This window comes from Streptantibioticus ferralitis (genome assembly GCF_029223525.1).
In the GTDB taxonomy this organism is placed as follows: domain Bacteria; phylum Actinomycetota; class Actinomycetes; order Streptomycetales; family Streptomycetaceae; genus Streptantibioticus_A; species Streptantibioticus_A ferralitis.
This window is the reverse complement of record NZ_JARHTQ010000005.1, coordinates 137843-153824: the sequence shown is the minus strand read 5'-3', so window position 1 is coordinate 153824 and position 15982 is coordinate 137843. Positions and strand designations below refer to the sequence as shown.

17 protein-coding genes are annotated in these 15982 nt (G+C 69.0%); 8 read left to right on the top strand and 9 right to left on the bottom strand.

Annotated features, from left to right (window positions below; genetic code table 11):
- Positions 1 to 71: 71 nt before the first annotated feature.
- The 5 genes from xylA to P2L57_RS09850 all read left to right on the top strand — a co-directional run bounded on the left by xylA (position 72) and on the right by P2L57_RS09850 (position 2931).
- Complete coding sequence (gene xylA / locus P2L57_RS09870; RefSeq protein WP_275811946.1) at positions 72 to 1235, top strand: xylose isomerase; 1164 nt, start codon at positions 72 to 74, stop codon at positions 1233 to 1235.
- A 198-nt stretch (positions 1236 to 1433) separates the two neighbouring features.
- A complete protein-coding gene (locus tag P2L57_RS09865) occupies positions 1434 to 1739 on the top strand; it encodes a hypothetical protein (RefSeq protein WP_275811525.1) in 306 nt (101 codons plus the stop codon).
- Positions 1740 to 1843: 104 nt separating this feature from the next.
- Positions 1844 to 2137, top strand: a complete 294-nt coding sequence (locus P2L57_RS09860; protein ID WP_275811523.1) for a GntT/GntP/DsdX family permease — start codon at positions 1844 to 1846, stop codon at positions 2135 to 2137.
- Positions 2138 to 2139: 2 nt separating this feature from the next.
- A complete protein-coding gene (locus P2L57_RS09855; protein WP_275811521.1) occupies positions 2140 to 2370 on the top strand; it encodes a GntT/GntP/DsdX family permease in 231 nt (76 codons plus the stop codon).
- Between the two features lie 117 nt (positions 2371 to 2487).
- Positions 2488 to 2931: a hypothetical protein gene (locus tag P2L57_RS09850; RefSeq protein ID WP_275811519.1), complete on the top strand. Its 444-nt coding sequence runs from the start codon at positions 2488 to 2490 to the stop codon at positions 2929 to 2931.
- On the opposite strand, the gene P2L57_RS09845 is transcribed toward P2L57_RS09850, so the two are convergent.
- The 6 genes from P2L57_RS09845 to P2L57_RS09820 form a co-directional block, all read right to left on the bottom strand.
- The gene (locus P2L57_RS09845) at positions 2873 to 3475 is read right to left on the bottom strand and encodes a recombinase family protein (RefSeq protein WP_275811517.1); all 603 of its coding nucleotides are present in this window, start codon (positions 3473 to 3475) and stop codon (positions 2873 to 2875) included. The genes P2L57_RS09850 and P2L57_RS09845 overlap by 59 nt on opposite strands.
- A gap of 193 nt (positions 3476 to 3668) precedes the next feature.
- On the bottom strand, positions 3669 to 4481 hold the full coding sequence (locus P2L57_RS09840; RefSeq protein WP_275811515.1) for a MerR family transcriptional regulator: 813 nt from the start codon (positions 4479 to 4481) through the stop codon (positions 3669 to 3671).
- Positions 4482 to 4616: 135 nt separating this feature from the next.
- A complete protein-coding gene (locus P2L57_RS09835; protein ID WP_275811514.1) occupies positions 4617 to 5210 on the bottom strand; it encodes a recombinase family protein in 594 nt (197 codons plus the stop codon).
- 156 nt (positions 5211 to 5366) lie between these two features.
- Positions 5367 to 6566, bottom strand: coding sequence for a TniQ family protein (locus P2L57_RS09830; protein WP_275811513.1), 1200 nt, complete (start codon positions 6564 to 6566; stop codon positions 5367 to 5369).
- Entirely contained in the window at positions 6563 to 6745 is a 183-nt protein-coding gene (locus P2L57_RS09825) for a hypothetical protein (protein WP_425574858.1), read from the bottom strand. The genes P2L57_RS09830 and P2L57_RS09825 overlap by 4 nt, the downstream gene beginning before the upstream one ends.
- A gap of 130 nt (positions 6746 to 6875) precedes the next feature.
- The gene (locus P2L57_RS09820; protein WP_275811512.1) at positions 6876 to 7805 is read right to left on the bottom strand and encodes a recombinase family protein; all 930 of its coding nucleotides are present in this window, start codon (positions 7803 to 7805) and stop codon (positions 6876 to 6878) included.
- Positions 7806 to 8066: 261 nt separating this feature from the next.
- Here P2L57_RS09820 and P2L57_RS09815 point away from each other — a divergent pair, with 261 nt between their 5' ends.
- From P2L57_RS09815 to P2L57_RS09805, 3 genes are all read left to right on the top strand, one after another.
- Positions 8067 to 8312: a hypothetical protein gene (locus tag P2L57_RS09815; RefSeq protein WP_064456845.1), complete on the top strand. Its 246-nt coding sequence runs from the start codon at positions 8067 to 8069 to the stop codon at positions 8310 to 8312.
- A complete protein-coding gene (locus P2L57_RS09810; RefSeq protein ID WP_275811510.1) occupies positions 8299 to 8772 on the top strand; it encodes a Clp protease N-terminal domain-containing protein in 474 nt (157 codons plus the stop codon). The genes P2L57_RS09815 and P2L57_RS09810 overlap by 14 nt, the downstream gene beginning before the upstream one ends.
- A gap of 208 nt (positions 8773 to 8980) precedes the next feature.
- A complete protein-coding gene (locus P2L57_RS09805) occupies positions 8981 to 10141 on the top strand; it encodes a serine hydrolase domain-containing protein (protein WP_275811508.1) in 1161 nt (386 codons plus the stop codon).
- 38 nt (positions 10142 to 10179) lie between these two features.
- Here P2L57_RS09805 and P2L57_RS09800 read toward each other — a convergent pair whose 3' ends face one another.
- The 3 genes from P2L57_RS09800 to P2L57_RS09790 form a co-directional block, all read right to left on the bottom strand.
- The gene (locus P2L57_RS09800) at positions 10180 to 13332 is read right to left on the bottom strand and encodes a Tn3 family transposase (RefSeq protein WP_275811506.1); all 3153 of its coding nucleotides are present in this window, start codon (positions 13330 to 13332) and stop codon (positions 10180 to 10182) included.
- 96 nt (positions 13333 to 13428) lie between these two features.
- Complete coding sequence (locus P2L57_RS09795) at positions 13429 to 14115, bottom strand: TniB family NTP-binding protein (RefSeq protein WP_275811505.1); 687 nt, start codon at positions 14113 to 14115, stop codon at positions 13429 to 13431.
- Complete coding sequence (locus P2L57_RS09790) at positions 14112 to 15779, bottom strand: TnsB C-terminal domain-containing protein (RefSeq protein ID WP_275811503.1); 1668 nt, start codon at positions 15777 to 15779, stop codon at positions 14112 to 14114. Before P2L57_RS09790 ends, P2L57_RS09795 begins: the two co-directional genes overlap by 4 nt.
- Between the last annotated feature and the right edge of the window lie 203 nt (positions 15780 to 15982).

The window sequence follows — 15982 nt, the reverse complement described above, 5'->3', positions numbered from 1 at the left end:
AATAGGGTCTGGCGAACAAGGCCCAGCACCTGAGCACTCTCCGGCAACCGGGAGCCCCCGTGACCGACCACCTGACCCCCGTCCCCGAGGACAAGTTCACCTTCGGCCTGTGGACCGTGGGCTGGCCGGGCCGAGACCCGTTCGGCGAGGCCACCCGCGCCGCACTCGATCCGGCCGAGACCGTGCGGCGGCTCGCCGCGCTGGGCGCGTACGGGGTCACCTTCCATGATGACGACCTGATCCCGTTCGGTAGCGGCGAGGCCGAGCGCGAGGCGCACATCAAGCGCTTCCGGCAGGCGCTGGACGCCACCGGCATGAAGGTGCCGATGGCCACGACCAACCTGTTCACCCACCCGGTGTTCAAGGACGGTGCCTTCACCGCCAACGACCGCGACATCCGCCGCTACGCGCTGCGCAAGACCCTGCGCAACATCGACCTCGCCGCGGAACTCGGCGCATCGGTCTACGTCGCCTGGGGCGGTCGCGAAGGCGCCGAATCCGGTGCCGCCAAGGACGTGCGGACGGCCTTCGACCGGCTGAAGGAAGCGTTCGACCTGCTGGCCGAGTACGTGCAGGCGCAGGGCTACCCCCTGCGGTTCGCCATCGAACCCAAGCCCAACGAACCGCGCGGGGACATCCTGCTGCCGACCGTCGGCCACGCCCTGGCGTTCATCGAACGGCTGGAGCGTCCGGAGCTGTTCGGGGTGAACCCCGAGGTCGGCCATGAGCAGATGGCCGGCCTGAACTTCCCGCACGGCGTCGCACAGGCGCTGTGGGCGGGCAAACTGCTCCATATCGACCTCAACGGTCAGTCCGGCATCAAGTACGACCAGGACCTGCGGTTCGGCGCGGGCGATCTGCGCCAGGCGTTCTGGCTGGTCGACCTGCTGGAGTCGGCGGGCTACAGCGGGCCGCGGCACTTCGACTTCAAACCGCCGCGTACCGAGGACCTGGACGGCGTATGGGCCTCCGCCGCCGGATGCATGCGCAACTACCTCGCGCTCAAGGCGAAGGCCGCGGCCTTCCGCGCCGACCCCGCGGTCCAGGACGCCCTGCGCACCGCCCGGCTGGACCGACTCGCCCAAACCACCCTCGCACCCGGGGAGACCGTCACCGACCTGCTCGCCGACCGCTCCGCCTTCGAGGACTTCGACGTCAGTGCGGCAGCCGACCGCGGGATGGCCTTCGAACAGCTCGACCAGCTGGCCATGGACCATCTGCTCGGCCTTCGCTGACCTCCGGCGGCTCCCGGACGGTCGGCCCGGTCCCGGTCTCCGGCCGGCCGGGCCGTCGGCACGTTCGGACTGGTGATTCCGCATCCCTGTGTACCGCGTTTAGGGAGCGCACGTACGCTACCTCCCGCCCAGCATGAGTCACCGATGAGCGCGGTCCTCGACCACAGGGCCCGGAGAGCAGAACCAGGAGATACATCCATGCCCAGTCCGGACGGCCCCGCCGTGCAGCTGAACCATGGCACCGACAGGTACCCCGGCCGGGCCGCGAGCCGTCGGGGACAGACGGCCAGGCCGAGCGCCACCGGCTCGCCCGGGCGCGCCCGCTCACGGCGCGCCGCGAGCGGGCAGCAGCGAGCCGCTGCCCAACAACCCGGCGGCGTCGGCGGCGCGCTGGTGCGGCTGGGGCAGCTCATCGCCCTCGTGGTGGTGTCGTCGGTGATCCTCTTCGTGATCGTCGCCGTCGTCGGTGGGATATCGCTGTTGGTGTACACCAACAGCAAGTGACACCGCGGCCGATTCGGCCGTGGTCCAACTCCGCTACGCCCCCTGGACGTTCCACCGGTACAGATGCTCCGGGCGCCCGGTGGTCTACGGGCTGATCGTGGCGGGTGCCCTGTGCCATTGTCTTCGGTCCGTTGTTCACCGCCTACATCTGGCCGTGGGTGAGGGCGGAGATACCCGAATCCGCTCTGGCGGCTTTCACCACCACCACCGTGAGTGAGGACTGTGCGGACGGCGCGCCCCGCCGTGAACTGCCGTGCTTTTCGCTGACGATCGGCACCGTTCTGCTCCCCATCGCCCTGATGATGCTCAAGGCGGTCCGCGACACCGCCCAACCGTCGTCGGGGCGGGCGGCGGCTATTCGCAGGCGCTGCAGGATTCCGGAGTCGGCAACGCCATAGCCATGGCGGCGCGGCACTTCCACATCCCGCTGCTGCTACTCGCCTGGCTGGTCGCGGCGTTGAGGCGTACCGCCGCCGGTTCGGGCACCGTCGCCGCCGTCGCCGCGGCCGGAACCATCGGCCCGCTCGCACACGGACTCCCTCCGACGCAGACCGCACTGCCGGCGCTCGCGCTCGGCTCCGGCGCGGCCTTCCTCGGCCGTGGGGACCAACGGAGCAGCCGTTGGCGCTAAGCACTTGATCTTGGGGCGCGGGGAGTAGCGGAACGAAAATTAGCGGTAGGTCCTGGGCTCCTGTATCTGCCGTAGACCAGGACCCTTGGCGTCGCTCCCGCGCATAGAGTGAGCGGTATGCGATGGGGGACGCAGCCGCGCTGGGCGCGATGGGTGGCAGTGGTGTACATCATCGGATTCGTCGAAGGGACCGGCTCACACGCCTACGACTTGTTCGTCGGCGGGCTCCACGCATACCGCGGCTCGCCTTTGCCGAGCCAACTGCTCTTCCATGCGCTGCTCGGGCTCGACCTCTTGGCCGCCGCATGGGTCGCCCTGACGCGTCCGGCCGGCCCGATCCTGGGCGCAGCCATCATGGTGGCGGACCTGACGGCGAACTGGTGGGGGAACTGGACGGGCATCCTGCGCCACCCGCTCGACTACCTCCAGCCCGTCGGGCTGACGCCGATGACGCTCTTCGGGCTCTTCGTCTTCGCCACCGTGGCCCCGCTTCACCGGTCGTTCAGGGCTCCCTGGCTGCGGTCTTCTTCGGCTGACGGGGGACGGTCTTCTCGCGGTTGAGGTGTCCATAGACCGTGGAGCGGGGGACGCCGAACAGGTCGGCGATCTGCTGGACGGTCTTCTCGCGGGCGTCGTAGAGCTGCTGGGCGAGCGAGGCCTGCTCTGGGCTGAGACGGGGGCGCCGGCCGCCGACACGGCCGCGGGCCCGGGCCGAGGCGAGACCGTCCATCGTGTTCGCCACGATCAGCTCGCGCTGGAGCTCGGCGAGCACCGACAGCATGCCGAACATCGCGCGGCCTTCCACAGTGGAGGTGTCGATGCCCTGCTCGATGACGTGCAGCCCGATCCCGCGTTCGCGTAGCTCTGCGCCGAGGGTCACCAGATGCAGCACGGACCGGGAGAGCCGGTCGAGCCGGGTGATCTTCAGAGTGTCGCCGGGCCGCAGCAACTGCAGAACAAGTTCGAGCTTCGGGCGGGACGCCTTCGCGCCGCTCGCGGTGTCGACGTGGATGTCGCTGCGGTCCACACCGTGCCGCAGCAGTGCGTCGATCTGATGATCGGGGTTCTGGTCGGCGGTCGAGACGCGCGCGTAGCCGATGAGCATGTGTCGGAATCTATCTGACGGGCCGTTCTCCGACATTGAATTCCGACACCAGTTGCCGACACTGCCCACCTGCGGGTTCGTGATCGCGGTTGTCAGCTTTCGAAGTCGGCTGCGCTGATGTCCGAAGTCGGCTGCACTCGCTGACGGCGGATCATGCTGGGGTCAGCCAGGGTGTTGGCTGACCCCTCTCTCATCAGGCCTTGGTCACCGGTTCCTGGAGCTCGGTCACCCACTCGTTGTGATTGTCGGGGCATTCCAGGTTGACCTCCCGCGGGTAGCCGGTCGAGCGGTAGCCATTGGCGTCGATCCAGCGGCCCAGGGTCTGGATGGTGGGTAGGACGGTCTCCATCGAGCCGCGGTGCACGATGGTCGCCGCTCGCTCGACGGGAGGCAGGTCCACGATCCGCAGCCCGTCATCCTCCCTGAGGGACACAGCGACCTCGACGCCCGCGTGGATGAGGACCCCGCCGTCCGGGGCGTCCTCGTAGTAGGCGATACCGGGCCCGGAGGGAGCGATGGCCGCCCCCTCCAGACGCCGGAACAGCTCGCCGTACAGCGGCTGGATGACGGGTCCGATGGTGTCGAAGTCCGGTGCCACACCGGTAAGTTCGGCGACCCGAACGCTCGGCAGGCTTTTCAGTACGACGTCGTTGCTGGGCATCTGCCCCTCGCTCTCGATCGAGCGGAGCCTCGCCTCGACCTGGACCAGCCGGGCAGCCGTGGCCGTCATTGCAGCCTCCAGTTCGGCCCGTCGCAGCCGGAGCATGGCGCGCAGTTCCTCGGTTGTGACCTTCTCGTCCAGGATCTCCTGGACCTGCTGGAGGGTGAAGCCGAGGTCCTTGAGCGCGATGACGCGGTTGAGGCGGGCCAGCTGGGCGGCCGTGTAGTAGCGGTAGCCGGTGGATGGGTCGACGTGGGCCGGGCGCAGTAGGCCGGTCGCGTCGTAGTGACGCAGCATCCGGACCGATACGCGGCCGTGCCTGGCGAAGTCTCCGATGGTGAACATGATGTCTCCGAGTTGACCGCCTGACACGGTGAGAGGGTCAAGAACCTACTTCACGGCCGGGCGGCGGCTGCGGCGTGGCCGCAGTCAGCGGGGCGAGCAGTGCGCCAGCTGCGGTTTTGCCGCTTCTTGCCGCGGTCATCCCTGTAGGTAGCGGTGCAGGGAGGTCTTGGGGATGCCGGTCTTGGCGCTGATCTCGCCGTAGCTGGCACCCTGGCCCTTGAGAAGCCGGGCGTACTCGATCTTGTCGGAGGGGTGGGCGACAGGGCGGCCGATGCGGCGGCCGGCGGCTTCGGCGACGGCGCGGGCGTGAGCGGCGCGTTCGGCGGTGAAGGTGCGCTCCATTTCGGCGAACAGGGCCAAGAGAAGGAAGGCGATACGGCCCATTCCCTCGTCGGCGGTGTTGATCGGCAGCGGGTCGGCCAGCGAGCGCACCCCAATCTTCTTCTCGCCGAGGTCGTGGACGAGGTTGAGGACTTCGCGCAGGTTGCGGCCAAGCCGGTCGAGGGTGTGCACGACGATGGTGTCGCCGGGGCGGGCGTAGGCGAGTAGGTCGGTCAGGCCGGGGCGGTCGACGGTGGCGCCGCTCTTTTTGTCGACGTAGACCCGTTCGTCGGGAAGGCCGGCGTTGCTCAGGGCGTCGAGTTGGCGTTCCAGGCTCTGTTTGGTGGTGGAGACCCGGCAGTACCCCAGTTCGAGCCCCCCGGTGGGGTGGCGCTGATCGGTCGGCATGGCCGGAGCGTACCGGAAGTCGGCTCCGTGCGAGGTTTTCGGAACGCTTGTTGTGGAACGACATGCGGAACGGTCGGCGTGACGATCGGCCCAGGAATCAGTCTTCCTGACGGAGTGCCGGGCCGTGTGTTCCACTTCCAAGGATGTGGAACACGGTCAGATGAGATCGTGGCGGCCCAGTTCACGGGCGCTGGGCAGGAAGCCGGCCGGGATGCCTTCCCCGCAAAGGGAGGAGCGTTCCTGCTCGAAGGCGGCAAGCGTGCGGCATCCGCCGGTGAGCAGGCCGAGAAGTTGCCGTGCGGAGGCCGGGTCGGTGCGGGCTGAGGCGAGTGCCTCTTCCCACGTGTCCATGACGTCCTGCCAGGCGCGCTGGAGCGGGGAGGGCTCGTCGCCGCCGTAGACGGAGTGGAGCGGGGTCTGCAGGGCAGAAGCGAGACGCCCGCGGACGGTGATCAGGCCGTCGGCGGCCAGCTGGACCGCCGCGGCGGCGGCATCCCACATCGCCTCCCGAACCTCGTCTCGCAGCTGCTCGAAGGGGCGCCAGACGTTCAGGCCCGCGCGTTCCGGGTGGCCGGTGGTCTGCCAGATCAACCGCAACACGTCTTTTCCGTGGGCGCCTTGGGTACTCGTGGCGAGGCTGACCTCGTCCAGGAGGGAGCGCAGGAGGCGGAACCACACCCCGGCGTGCACGTTCCGGCCGGGCAAGGCGACCCGGCCGGTGGTGAGGGCCTGGTGGGTGTAGCGGTCCAGGGCGGCACGTGGCGCCTCCAGCGGCTCCCGGTGCATTTCCCGGCCCAGGATCAGCGCGGCGCGGACCTCGGAGATCTCCAGGAGGCGGCAGTCGTGCTCGACACAGCTCGAAATCAGCGCCAGCCGCCAGACCAAGGAGATGCCCCGGCCGGGGTCGGCGGCGCAGACCGGGCAGGCTCGCAGGGCGCCGGGGTAGGGAAGAAGCCACGGTCCCGCCCATTCCGGCTTGAAGCGCAGTACGTGATGCGTTCCAGCTTTGCGGGCGAAGAGGACGGAGTTGTCCCTCACGTAGGTGTCGAAGACCTGCTGCGCGTCCTGGACGCGTACGGGCAGCGTGTCGAAGAGCCAGGGCACCCAGCCGGCCAGGGTCATCGACCGCAGCCGGGCGAGTTCCACACCGGTCTTCTCGGCGAGCACCGCGAGCATCGCCATCGGCGGGTCGAGGTCGAGATCGCCAGGCAGGGCCAGGCCGACGAGACCGAGGTTGTGCAGCAGCAGGTCGTGCACGGGCATCTCGTAGAGCTCGGCGAGCCTGCCCAGCCACGACGACAGTGCCTCCAGCGGGCCGGGCTGAGGGTGCAGCGGCCAGCGGCGAAGGAGGTTCACGTCAGCTCGCGCTCGAACAGGCGGCGCCGTTCGCTCGGCCCGGCGTATGGCGCCAGCAGCAGGGTGCGCTGGTTGATGGCCTCCTCGCCGGACTCGATCGCCGCGACGGCGGCGTCGGTGAGCAGATGGGCCAGCTCTCCGATCGTGCCCTCGCTGCGGGTGAGCAGGTAGCCGGCCATCTCGGCGGTGGCGATCGACGAGGGCTGGCGCAGCGGGAACGACGCGGCGAAGCTCGCCAGCAGCGAGCAGGCGTCCTCGTCGGCTTCCGGCCCCGGGGATCAATCGAACCGTGGTTGGCGCTGAGATTGATCATGGTCCAGTCGACGCGAGGGTGCTGACCCGGTTCTCGTACTCGCGACGGGCCTTGCGCTGGGCGGGGACCGTCGGGGCGCCATGGCCGCCGTCGAGCGGCTGGCAGCGGGCGAGGAGTCCGCGGTGCACGGCGGGGACGGCGCTGACGCGGAGTGTGTAGCCCTGGCCGCGCCGTACGGTCACGCCCTGGTCGAGCGCGGCCCGCTCGGCGGGCTCCAGTTCGGCGGTGCGGAGGAAGTCGGCGACCTTGCCCGGCATGTCGAGGGTGACCGCGCTCTCCGGTGCTGGGGTGTCCTGCTGCTCGATGGCGGTGTGGTCGGGCATGAGGTCGGCCACGGCGGTGCGGATGGCGCCGCGGCTGACGCCGTGGTCGCGGGCGAGGGCGGCGATGGAGCGGCCTTCCAGGTACGCGGTGCGCACGTCGTCGGTCTTCGCGGCCGCCACGGCGGGGCGGCGTCCGCCCTTGCTGCCCTTGGCCTCGGCGGCCCGCAATCCGTCGTAGGTCAGCTCGCACTGGAGGTCGCGCTGAAGTTCGCCGGCGGCGGCGAGGGTCTGCACCATGAACTTCACGGTGGACAGCAGCTCACCGGTGCGCGGGTGGCGGGCGGTGAGGTCCATCGCGGAGAACGCGCCGTCATGGATGCGCAGGGCGAGGTGGTCGCGGTGGAAGACGTCGAGCACGTCGAGGATGTGCCCGGTGCCGCGTACGAGGCGGAACATCTCGGAGATGTGCACGGTGTCGCCCGGCCGCGCGTACGTGAGCAGCTCGCTGAACTTCGGACGTTGGAGCGGGTGGAGGCGGCTGGAGGTGCCCGGGTTCTCCTCGAAGACGACCGGGTCCTCGATTCCGGCCTCCTCCAGGACGAGGTTCTGCCGGGCGGTGGACTGCTGGTCGGTCGAGACCCGCTTGTAGACCAGGTTCGCCACCGAGGGCCCCTTCCGTGTGGAGGACCGGACCCTATCTGTCGTCAAACCCTGTCAGCAATCACCATCGGATCTGATTGGATTCGGGCCGCCGCGAACCCCCGGATTGCACGGGTTCATTGGACGCGTCGACAGCCTGTCGTCAAACGATCCTTTGCCGACAGGGAGCCCGTAGTCACGAGCCTCCGGCGGGATCGCTGCGCCCGCCCCCAGTCGTTAGCAACTCGGGTTGACTATCCTCGTTAGTCAACTACAGTTGCTTGCATGTCCGTCGGCGAGAATTCCCTTCCCCCTGAGCCCGCTGACGCTCTGGCGGCTGTCGTGGCGTTGCGGCGCCTTGCCGATCAACTGGAGGACGCCGCTGTCGAGCAGGCCATGCGGGCGGGCTGGAGCTGGCCGCAGGTCTCCGAGGCGCTCGGTGTCACCCGCCAAGCCGTCCACAAGAAGCACGCCAAGCGGCTCATCGCCGCCGGAGTCAAGCTGAGGAGGCGCGGCGATGAGCGCGTTTGACAAGTACCTGCATGCGGTCATCGTGCGGGCGATGGACGAAGCTCAGGATGATGGGTCGGCGACGATCGACGCGCACCATCTTCTGTTGTCGCTCGCCGCCGATCAGGGGTCTACCGCTCAGCAGGTCCTGACCTCGGCCGGGCTCGATCGCGCCACTGTCCGCGAGGCACTGGATCGAGAATTCGAGCACAGCCTGAGCATGGTTGGAGTGTCTCCGGCCGCCTACGGCCTTCCCGGGCCGAGCCACGCTTCCCAGCAGCCAAAAATGGGTGCGTCCGCCAGACTCGCGCTGGAGCGGAGCTTCGCCTGCGCTCGCAAGAAGGACCTGCGGTCAGCACATCTGCTGCTCGGGATCCTGCAGGCTCAATTCGGCACCGTGCCACGTGCTCTCGCCTTGGCCGGCATCGATCAGGCCGAGCTGGAGGACCACGTTCGGCAGACGCTCACCAGCCAGGAGTAGTGACCACCGGGATCAGCTGACGCGGCCAGTTCACCCCGCGGCCGTGCCCCTTGCCGTGATGTGCAGCGGGTCCGGTAGGCGTGCGCGAAGCGTCGCTCGCTGCGCTGGGCGTTAAGCCCCTGCTGAGAGCCGGTGGGCCAGTGAATCACGCCGTGGAGAGGGGCCGGGCGGTCATCCACGGGTCACACACGACAAGGAGGAGGACCACATGCACCAGCACACCGCTCATACAGACAGCGGCCGGCCGGGCGCCGAACCGGCCAAGGCAGGGGGCACGGTATCTGAGTCGGCGCCAGCCTCAGGGGCCGAGGGCCACGAGGCGGTCCAGCGCTTACTTCAGCAAGCTGTGGCTCAAGGCGGCCTTCCCGGCATTCTCGCTGAGGTTTGCGACGGCGGCCGACAGTGGTTCGGGACCGCAGGAGTGGCCGACACCCGAACCGGCCGCAAGCGTTCACCGCAGGACCGGTTCCGCATCGGCAGCATCAGCAAGACGTTCGTGGCCACCGTCGTGCTGCAGCTGGCGGCGGAAGGCAGACTGAGCCTGGACGACACCGCGGAACTGTGGCTGCCCGGGGTGGTGAATGGCCATCACCACGACGGTGCCAGGGTGAACGTCAGGATGCTGCTCAACCACACCAGCGGGATCTTCAACTACACCGATGACCAGGAAGCACTGAACCGTTACGAGACACACTCGCCCGAGTCACTGGTGCAGATCGCCATGTCCCATCCGCACACCTTCGCACCGGGTTCGGGCTGGGCGTATTCCAACACCAACTACGTCCTCGCAGGCCTGATCATCGAACGGGCCACCGGCCGTGCGCTTGCCGAGGAGATCACAGAGCGGATCTCCCGCCCATTCGGCCTGACTGGTACGTACCTGCCGCACGGCAGCGACCCGATGATCCACGGGCCACACTCCCGGCACTACACGAAGCTGTTCCAGACCGACCCCGGCGCGCCGGTCCACGACGCGACCGAGCTCGATTCATCCATGTTCTGGGCAGCCGGCGGCATGATCTCCACCGCCGGAGACCTCAACCGGTTCTTCCGCGCCCTGCTGGGGGGCCGGATACTGCCACCGGACCAACAACGCGACATGTTCACCACCGTGCCCACCCGCGGCTGGATTTCCAATGCCGCCTACGGCCTCGGCGTTTCCTCAGTGAGACTGCCCTGCGGGGAAACGGTCTGGGGCATGGGAGGTGCGCTCTTCGGATCGTGGTCCTACGCATACGGCGCTCGCCATGGCGAACGGATGGTCACCACCAACGTCAACGGCGACTGGAGCAATGGCGGTTGGGACGACCCCATCGGGATCTTCACCGATCTACTTGAGACGAAGTTCTGCCGCCGGAGCGATACCTGAACACCGGTCACGGGTCGGGCCTGGCCGGCTCCTGATACTCACTCACGCCCGCCGTCCTCGTCCTCGTCCAGCTCCGGCGCACCCGGGTCGCGCAGCGGGCGCAGGCCGCCGTCGACCGGGGTGGAGGAGCGGAAGCTGTAGCGGCCGAGCACGTTGAGGTTCGCGTGCTTGAGCGGGGAGACGCGGGCGACGTCTTCGTCCAGGACGTCGTGCTCGCGCTCCTCGGCGGGCAGGGCCCGCAACTCCTCGACTGCGGCGTCGAGATAGCGAGTCGTCCACAGTACGGCGGCATTCAGCACAAGACCGAGCGCCCCGAGCTGGTCCTCCTGTCCCGTCTTGTACGCCTGCATGATCTGCCCGCGCTTGCCGTGGCAGATGTCGCGGGCGAGCTTGTGGCGGGACTCCTGCACGGTGAGCTGCCGGTTCATCTGCCTGCGATAGGTGTCGTCGACCGGGTCGACCACGCGCAGCAGGTGCAGGGTCTTGGCGATCCGCCCGTACTCGGCGAACGCGGTACCCAGCGGGGTGGGACGTCCCTCGCGGCCGAACATCCGCAACAGGTCGTACGCCCGCACCTGCCCGGTGACCAAGGAGCCGACCACCCGGAGCATGTCCGGCCAGTGCGTGACCACCTTGTTCAGGTTCACCTTGTTGCAGGCCAGCGGCTCCAGTGGCCCGTACCCGCCGGTGTCCACGCCGGGCAGCTCCGCCCGCCAGAACCTCTGGTCGGCCAGGTCGCGGAAGCGGGGCGAGAAGTTGTAGCCGAGCAGGGAGAACAGGCCGAACACCATATCGGAGTAAGAGGCGTTGTCGGTGGCCACCATGTCCGGTTTCACCCCGGCGTCGAGGTTCAGCAGGGTGTCCAGGATGTGCAGGGAGTCGCGCGGGGTGCCGGGCACGACCATCTGTCCGATGCCCGCTACCTGGTCGTTGACTGCATTCAGCCATGTAATTCCGCGTTTGAAGTGGTAGTACTTCGGCGACGGCCCGGCGTTGATGGTTCGCTTCGGCACTACGAACCGCAGCCCGTCGACGGACGCGAGCAGGCCCTCGCCCCAGTGCTCCACGATCGGCACCCGCCCCTGGGCCTCGATCAGCTTCGCGTTCGCCGCAGCGATGGTGTCGGCGCGCAGGTAGTACTGGTCGACGTGGACCAGCCGGGCACGGGTGAGCGCCTCGTCGTCGGCATCGATGACGGGGGTGTAGCCGATGTTGCACGCCTCGCTCACCAGCAGCGCCACCAGGGACGTCTTCAGGTTCTCCATGCGGGTACGGCCGTCCCCCAAGTGCACGAAGGCGTCCAGGAATCCGGTCCAGGAGTCGACCTCGAACAGCAGGTCCGGCAGGTCGATCTTCGGGAGCATCTTCGCGGTGGTCCTGCGCAGCCACTTCAGAGACTCGCTCTCGCCGAGCGCGCCGAGCCGGTCGACGTTCAGCTTCAACCGGCCATTGGGCTGGACCTCGAAGCTGAGCTTCGCGTCCTGCCCGGCCTCCTCCAGACGCTCCGTCATCAGCTGCCAGGCCGCGTCCAGGGCCCGCACCCGCCCCGCCAGGTGTTCCTCGACCGGCTCGTCCAGGCTCAGGCCATGCAGTACGTCCTCGGAGACGGCCTCCCACTGCTTGCCGTCCAACAGCCGCGCCCGAGGGTCCGCCCACCGGTTCGACGGCGAGGCGAACACGTCGCGCCGGTTCAGCGCGCGGAACAGCTGCTCCAGCACGCACACCACGTACGCGTCACGGTCCACCGCCCCCTCGGGCAGCTCCGGGTTGGAGTACACCGCCTTCTTCCACGCCGCCGGCACCAATTTGGCGTCGATCTCACGCGGCAGCAGCGGCTTGGCCTTCACCTTCCGCCTCGCCAGCGCCGGGAGCCGCTTCACCGCCTCCAGAATCCGCTTGCCGCCGGAGGCCGCCCCCAGCGCCGGCGACTCCCCGAGCAGCGACAGGAAGGGGCGGACCGTGTTGTAGCGGGTGGCCAGCAGACGCCGCATCTCCGCCTCGGCCTCCTCGTCCGCGGGCCCGATCAGCTCTCCCAGCAGCGCCGAGGCGGCCATCACCTCCTCGCGCGGCCCGATCTCCGTCTCCAGCGCCCGCCACATCGCGCCCGCGTCCAGATCGGCATCGCTCTCGGTCACCAGGTCCAGCTGCTCGCTCCACAGCCGGAACACCCCATCGAGCATCCGCGACGCCTTCGCCACGCGAGGCCGGGCCGCGAGCCAGTCCCGGTCCGTCGCCCGCCGCGCGGCGCTGATCAGCTTCACCTGCATCAGCACCGAGAACAGATCCAGCGCGTCGTCGATCGCGGACGCCTCCAGGTGCCGCACCACCGACGTCAGCAGCGCCGTGCGCTTCGGCTCCGGCGTTCGCTCCATGATCGGCGCCTTCGACCCCAGACCGACCCGCGCCAGCGTCGCCAGCCGGTTCGGCGGCACCTTGTCCAGCTTCACCCGGCCCAGCCGGAACGCCGAGATCTCATCCACCCGCTCCAGCGCCTTCGCCAGGCTCGCGCCCGTCGTCCGCGTCGGCGGTCGGCGCAGCCGCTCCAACTCCGAGATCCGCCGCCCCTCCGGCACCCCGAGCAGCGCCACCAGATCCTTCGACAACGACGCGTCCGCCCGCCGCGCAGCGCCCGCCACCGTCGCGTACAGCCGTTTCTCCGCGACCCGACGTACAGATGCGACCTGCTTCGCCAGCACGCTCACGCCCGGCAGCAGCACCCGGTGGCGGCGCAGCCATCCCACCGCTTGGTTGAACAGAGCCACCGGTCCCTCGGCGCCCGTCCACGCCCTCCCGTGCAGGAACGCGCGGAACTTGCGCCCCCACTCCTCGTCCTCGAACGGGTGGTAGCCGTAGGCGTCCCGAATTTCCCACGCGTGTTCGTACGCGGTCTTCGCCCGCTCGGTGTACCGCTTCACCACCGACGCGTCCTCGATCTGCAACTGCGCGGCCAAGTGCTCGATGACCGACCACGGCACGTCCAGCGGATCGTCCACCAGGAACCGGCCGACGTACCGGACGGTGCACATCTGCACCGCGAAGCCCAGCTGGTGCGCCGCCGTGCGGCGCAACGCGATCAGGTCCCGGTCCATGTCGTCCAGGAAGAAGAACCGCTCCAGCTCCGGCCGCGTCGGCTCCTCCACGAACCGTCCGTACGCCGCCGCCTGCACATCAGTAAGAAATTCCACCGGCACGCGGCGGACGGTAGCCACCCGTCATCCGAGCCCACCGGACTTCCAGAGAAACCTGCCACCGCATCCCGGAACTGTGTTAAACGACGAAGATCAATCTCAGCGCCAACCACGGTTCGATTGATCCCCAAGGCCGGCTTCCCAGCGCGCCAGTGTCAGCGGCGCGAACCGGTTCTCCAGCTGGTCGTCCGCGCGGATGGCCAGGTAGGCGTCCCGGGTGCCGACGCCGACCAGCGGGATGCGCAGCTCGTTGCCCAGGTACCGCAGCAGGTTCAAGAACTCCCGGCGCCGGTCGCCGCTGCCGCCGAGCACGTTGTGCAGTTCGTCGATCACCAGGATCCGCACTATGGCCGAGCGCAGCAGCCGCAGCACCGTCTGCTCCAGGTCGGCTACCCGGTAGCCGGTCCTCAGCGGGGCGCCGAGCGCCGCCAGCAGCGCCGTATAGAAGCGGATGACCGACGGCTCGGAGGGCATCTGCATCACCAGGACCGGGATCTCTTCGCGGTCCGGATGCGACACCGGCGGGTGAGCGCGGCGGAACTTCTCCACGATCATCGACTTGCCGTTGTTGGTAGGCCCGAGCAGCAGCAGGTTCGGCATCCGCTGCTTGGACGGCCACGCCAGCAGCGTCTCCAGCCGCCCCAGAGCCTCGGTGGCACGGGGGTAGCCGATCCACCGGTCCGCCCGTACATAGCGCAGCCGCTCCCCGTCCGGCAGCCGCGCGATCTGCTGCGCGGCCGGGCACAGGTGCGACACGTCCACCGGAGAGTCCTCGTCCCTGTTCACCACTGCTCGATCACCTCGAACGGCCGGGCGCCGGCCTCGTCGTCCTGGCCCACGTCCGGGGCAGGCGGCTTCGCAGGCGTCACCTCCGACTGCGGCCGGGAGGGTGCCTCAGTGCACCGCTGCCGATCTCGGCGGGCCTTGCGGGTGGTGACTGCGGCGGTCTCGGTAATCTCGCGCATCTGCGCCACCATGGCGAACAGAGTGTTCTCGTCGACCTCGGCGCGGCCCAGCTCACGCAGTCGCGCGGCGGCGGCCTTCTGCTCCCACGCGCTGATCGGCGGCCGTGACAGCGTCCGGTAGGGCACCTCCACGTACTCGGTGCCGTCTGGGTCCAGAGCCCAGACGCGGCTGATATCACGCGGGTCGCGGCGCAGGACGAACCGGTCCAGCCGTTCACGGCGGGCGATCCAGGGCCTGAGCGCGTTGCAGTGGTACTGAACATGGTCGATCACGAACCCCGAGCGCGACAAGGTCCTGCGGATCACCGGCAGGAAGTCCACCAGGAAGGCGGTCTCGTTGGTCACCGTCACCGGCCTGCCCGCTCCGGCGGCCTTCTCGGCCCAGACCCCGGCCGGGGTGCGGCTCGGCGTCTCGTGGACCTGGCCGTGGTAACAGGCCACCGCCAACGCCATCCAGCGCTGCAACTCCCGTAGGGTCAGCGCCGCTTGTTCGTCGCTGTTGTAGGCGCTGCGCTCGGCGGTGCTGGAGAACGTGGTGCCCGGCAGCTCGTGCACGAGCTGCATCATGGTGCCGATCAGCCGCTCGATGATCCCGCCGAAGTGCGGCTGGCCGGGCGGCCGGTAACGCAAGGCGATGCCGTGCTGGTCGCAGCCACGGCGCAGGGCCTCGCTCTTGAACTCCGCGGCGTTGTCCACGTAGAGCTCGTGCGGCTTGCCGCTCATCGGCCAGAGCGCCTCCACGCCCAGCCGCTCCAGCCATGGCCGCTTGTCCATCGCCGCGTGCGCCAGGCACAGCCCGACCGAGGTTGCCGACGGCGCCTCCAGCGTCACAACCAGGCCCACCACGCACCGGCTGGCTACGTCGATCGTCGCCGTCAGACACGGACGGCCGATCGGCAGCCGGTGCCGCTCGTCGACCACGATCACATCCACTGGCGTGTGGTCGACCTGGACCTGCTCCAGTAGCCCGGTGACCGGCGGCGGCACACCCCCTGCCGACCGCAGCGGCCGGGTCGCCTCGCTTCCCTCACGTGCCGCGAGCGAGGACACCGGATCCAGTCGTGTGATCCGGCGGACCACCGTCCCCCTCGACGGAACCCTCAGGCCGCGGCTCCGGCACTGGCGCGTGATCTCCTTGCAGACCGCCGCCACCGAGCGGCGCTGCCGCGTCAAGTACCGGGTGCGCAGCACTTCCTGAACGATCGTCTCGACCTCGCTGGACAGCCGCCCGCCGCCACGGCCTCCGCTGGAACGGCCCGGCAACAGGTCCGACACTACTCCCTCGCCAGCACGCCACCGCCGGAGCAACACGTACACCTGGCGCCGGGAGATCCGCAGCCGCTCAGCGGCCTCGTCCGCATCGGCCAGCCCCACTGTGGCCTTCTCTGCGAGCGGCCCGATCACCTCGGCCTGCCGCACCGCGGTCTCCCATATCTGGGTCGGCGCGGACAACACCCCGCGCTCGGCCACCGGCTCCTCCGCCATCCGGAAGCCTCCTCGTCGCGCACACGACTACGGCCAAATTGACCGTAGCGCAGGCGACTTCGACCCGTCCGGGAGTCCGCAGCTCCCTGCACGCGGCAACAAAACCCCAGCTCATCCGTGCAGGCAACTACGAACATTCACAGCGGTGCCGAGTGTCGACAGACGGTCGTTTTTCGACACCAGTCTCCGAGGTGATCTTCACG

What these genes read in the sequence shown, in the direction of transcription:
- P2L57_RS09865 (WP_275811525.1), top strand. Translation starts at nt 1,434, where the DNA reads ATGCCCAGTCCGGACGGCCCCGCCGTGCAGCTGAACCATGGCACCGAC.
- P2L57_RS09855 (WP_275811521.1), top strand. Translation starts at nt 2,140, where the DNA reads ATGGCGGCGCGGCACTTCCACATCCCGCTGCTGCTACTCGCCTGGCTG.
- P2L57_RS09850 (WP_275811519.1), top strand. Translation starts at nt 2,488, where the DNA reads ATGCGATGGGGGACGCAGCCGCGCTGGGCGCGATGGGTGGCAGTGGTG.
- P2L57_RS09845 (WP_275811517.1), bottom strand. Translation starts at nt 3,475, where the DNA reads ATGCTCATCGGCTACGCGCGCGTCTCGACCGCCGACCAGAACCCCGAT.
- P2L57_RS09840 (WP_275811515.1), bottom strand. Translation starts at nt 4,481, where the DNA reads ATGTTCACCATCGGAGACTTCGCCAGGCACGGCCGCGTATCGGTCCGG.
- P2L57_RS09835 (WP_275811514.1), bottom strand. Translation starts at nt 5,210, where the DNA reads ATGCCGACCGATCAGCGCCACCCCACCGGGGGGCTCGAACTGGGGTAC.
- P2L57_RS09825 (WP_425574858.1), bottom strand. Translation starts at nt 6,745, where the DNA reads ATGGCCGGCTACCTGCTCACCCGCAGCGAGGGCACGATCGGAGAGCTG.
- P2L57_RS09815 (WP_064456845.1), top strand. Translation starts at nt 8,067, where the DNA reads ATGTCCGTCGGCGAGAATTCCCTTCCCCCTGAGCCCGCTGACGCTCTG.
- P2L57_RS09810 (WP_275811510.1), top strand. Translation starts at nt 8,299, where the DNA reads ATGAGCGCGTTTGACAAGTACCTGCATGCGGTCATCGTGCGGGCGATG.
- P2L57_RS09805 (WP_275811508.1), top strand. Translation starts at nt 8,981, where the DNA reads ATGCACCAGCACACCGCTCATACAGACAGCGGCCGGCCGGGCGCCGAA.
- P2L57_RS09790 (WP_275811503.1), bottom strand. Translation starts at nt 15,779, where the DNA reads ATGGCGGAGGAGCCGGTGGCCGAGCGCGGGGTGTTGTCCGCGCCGACC.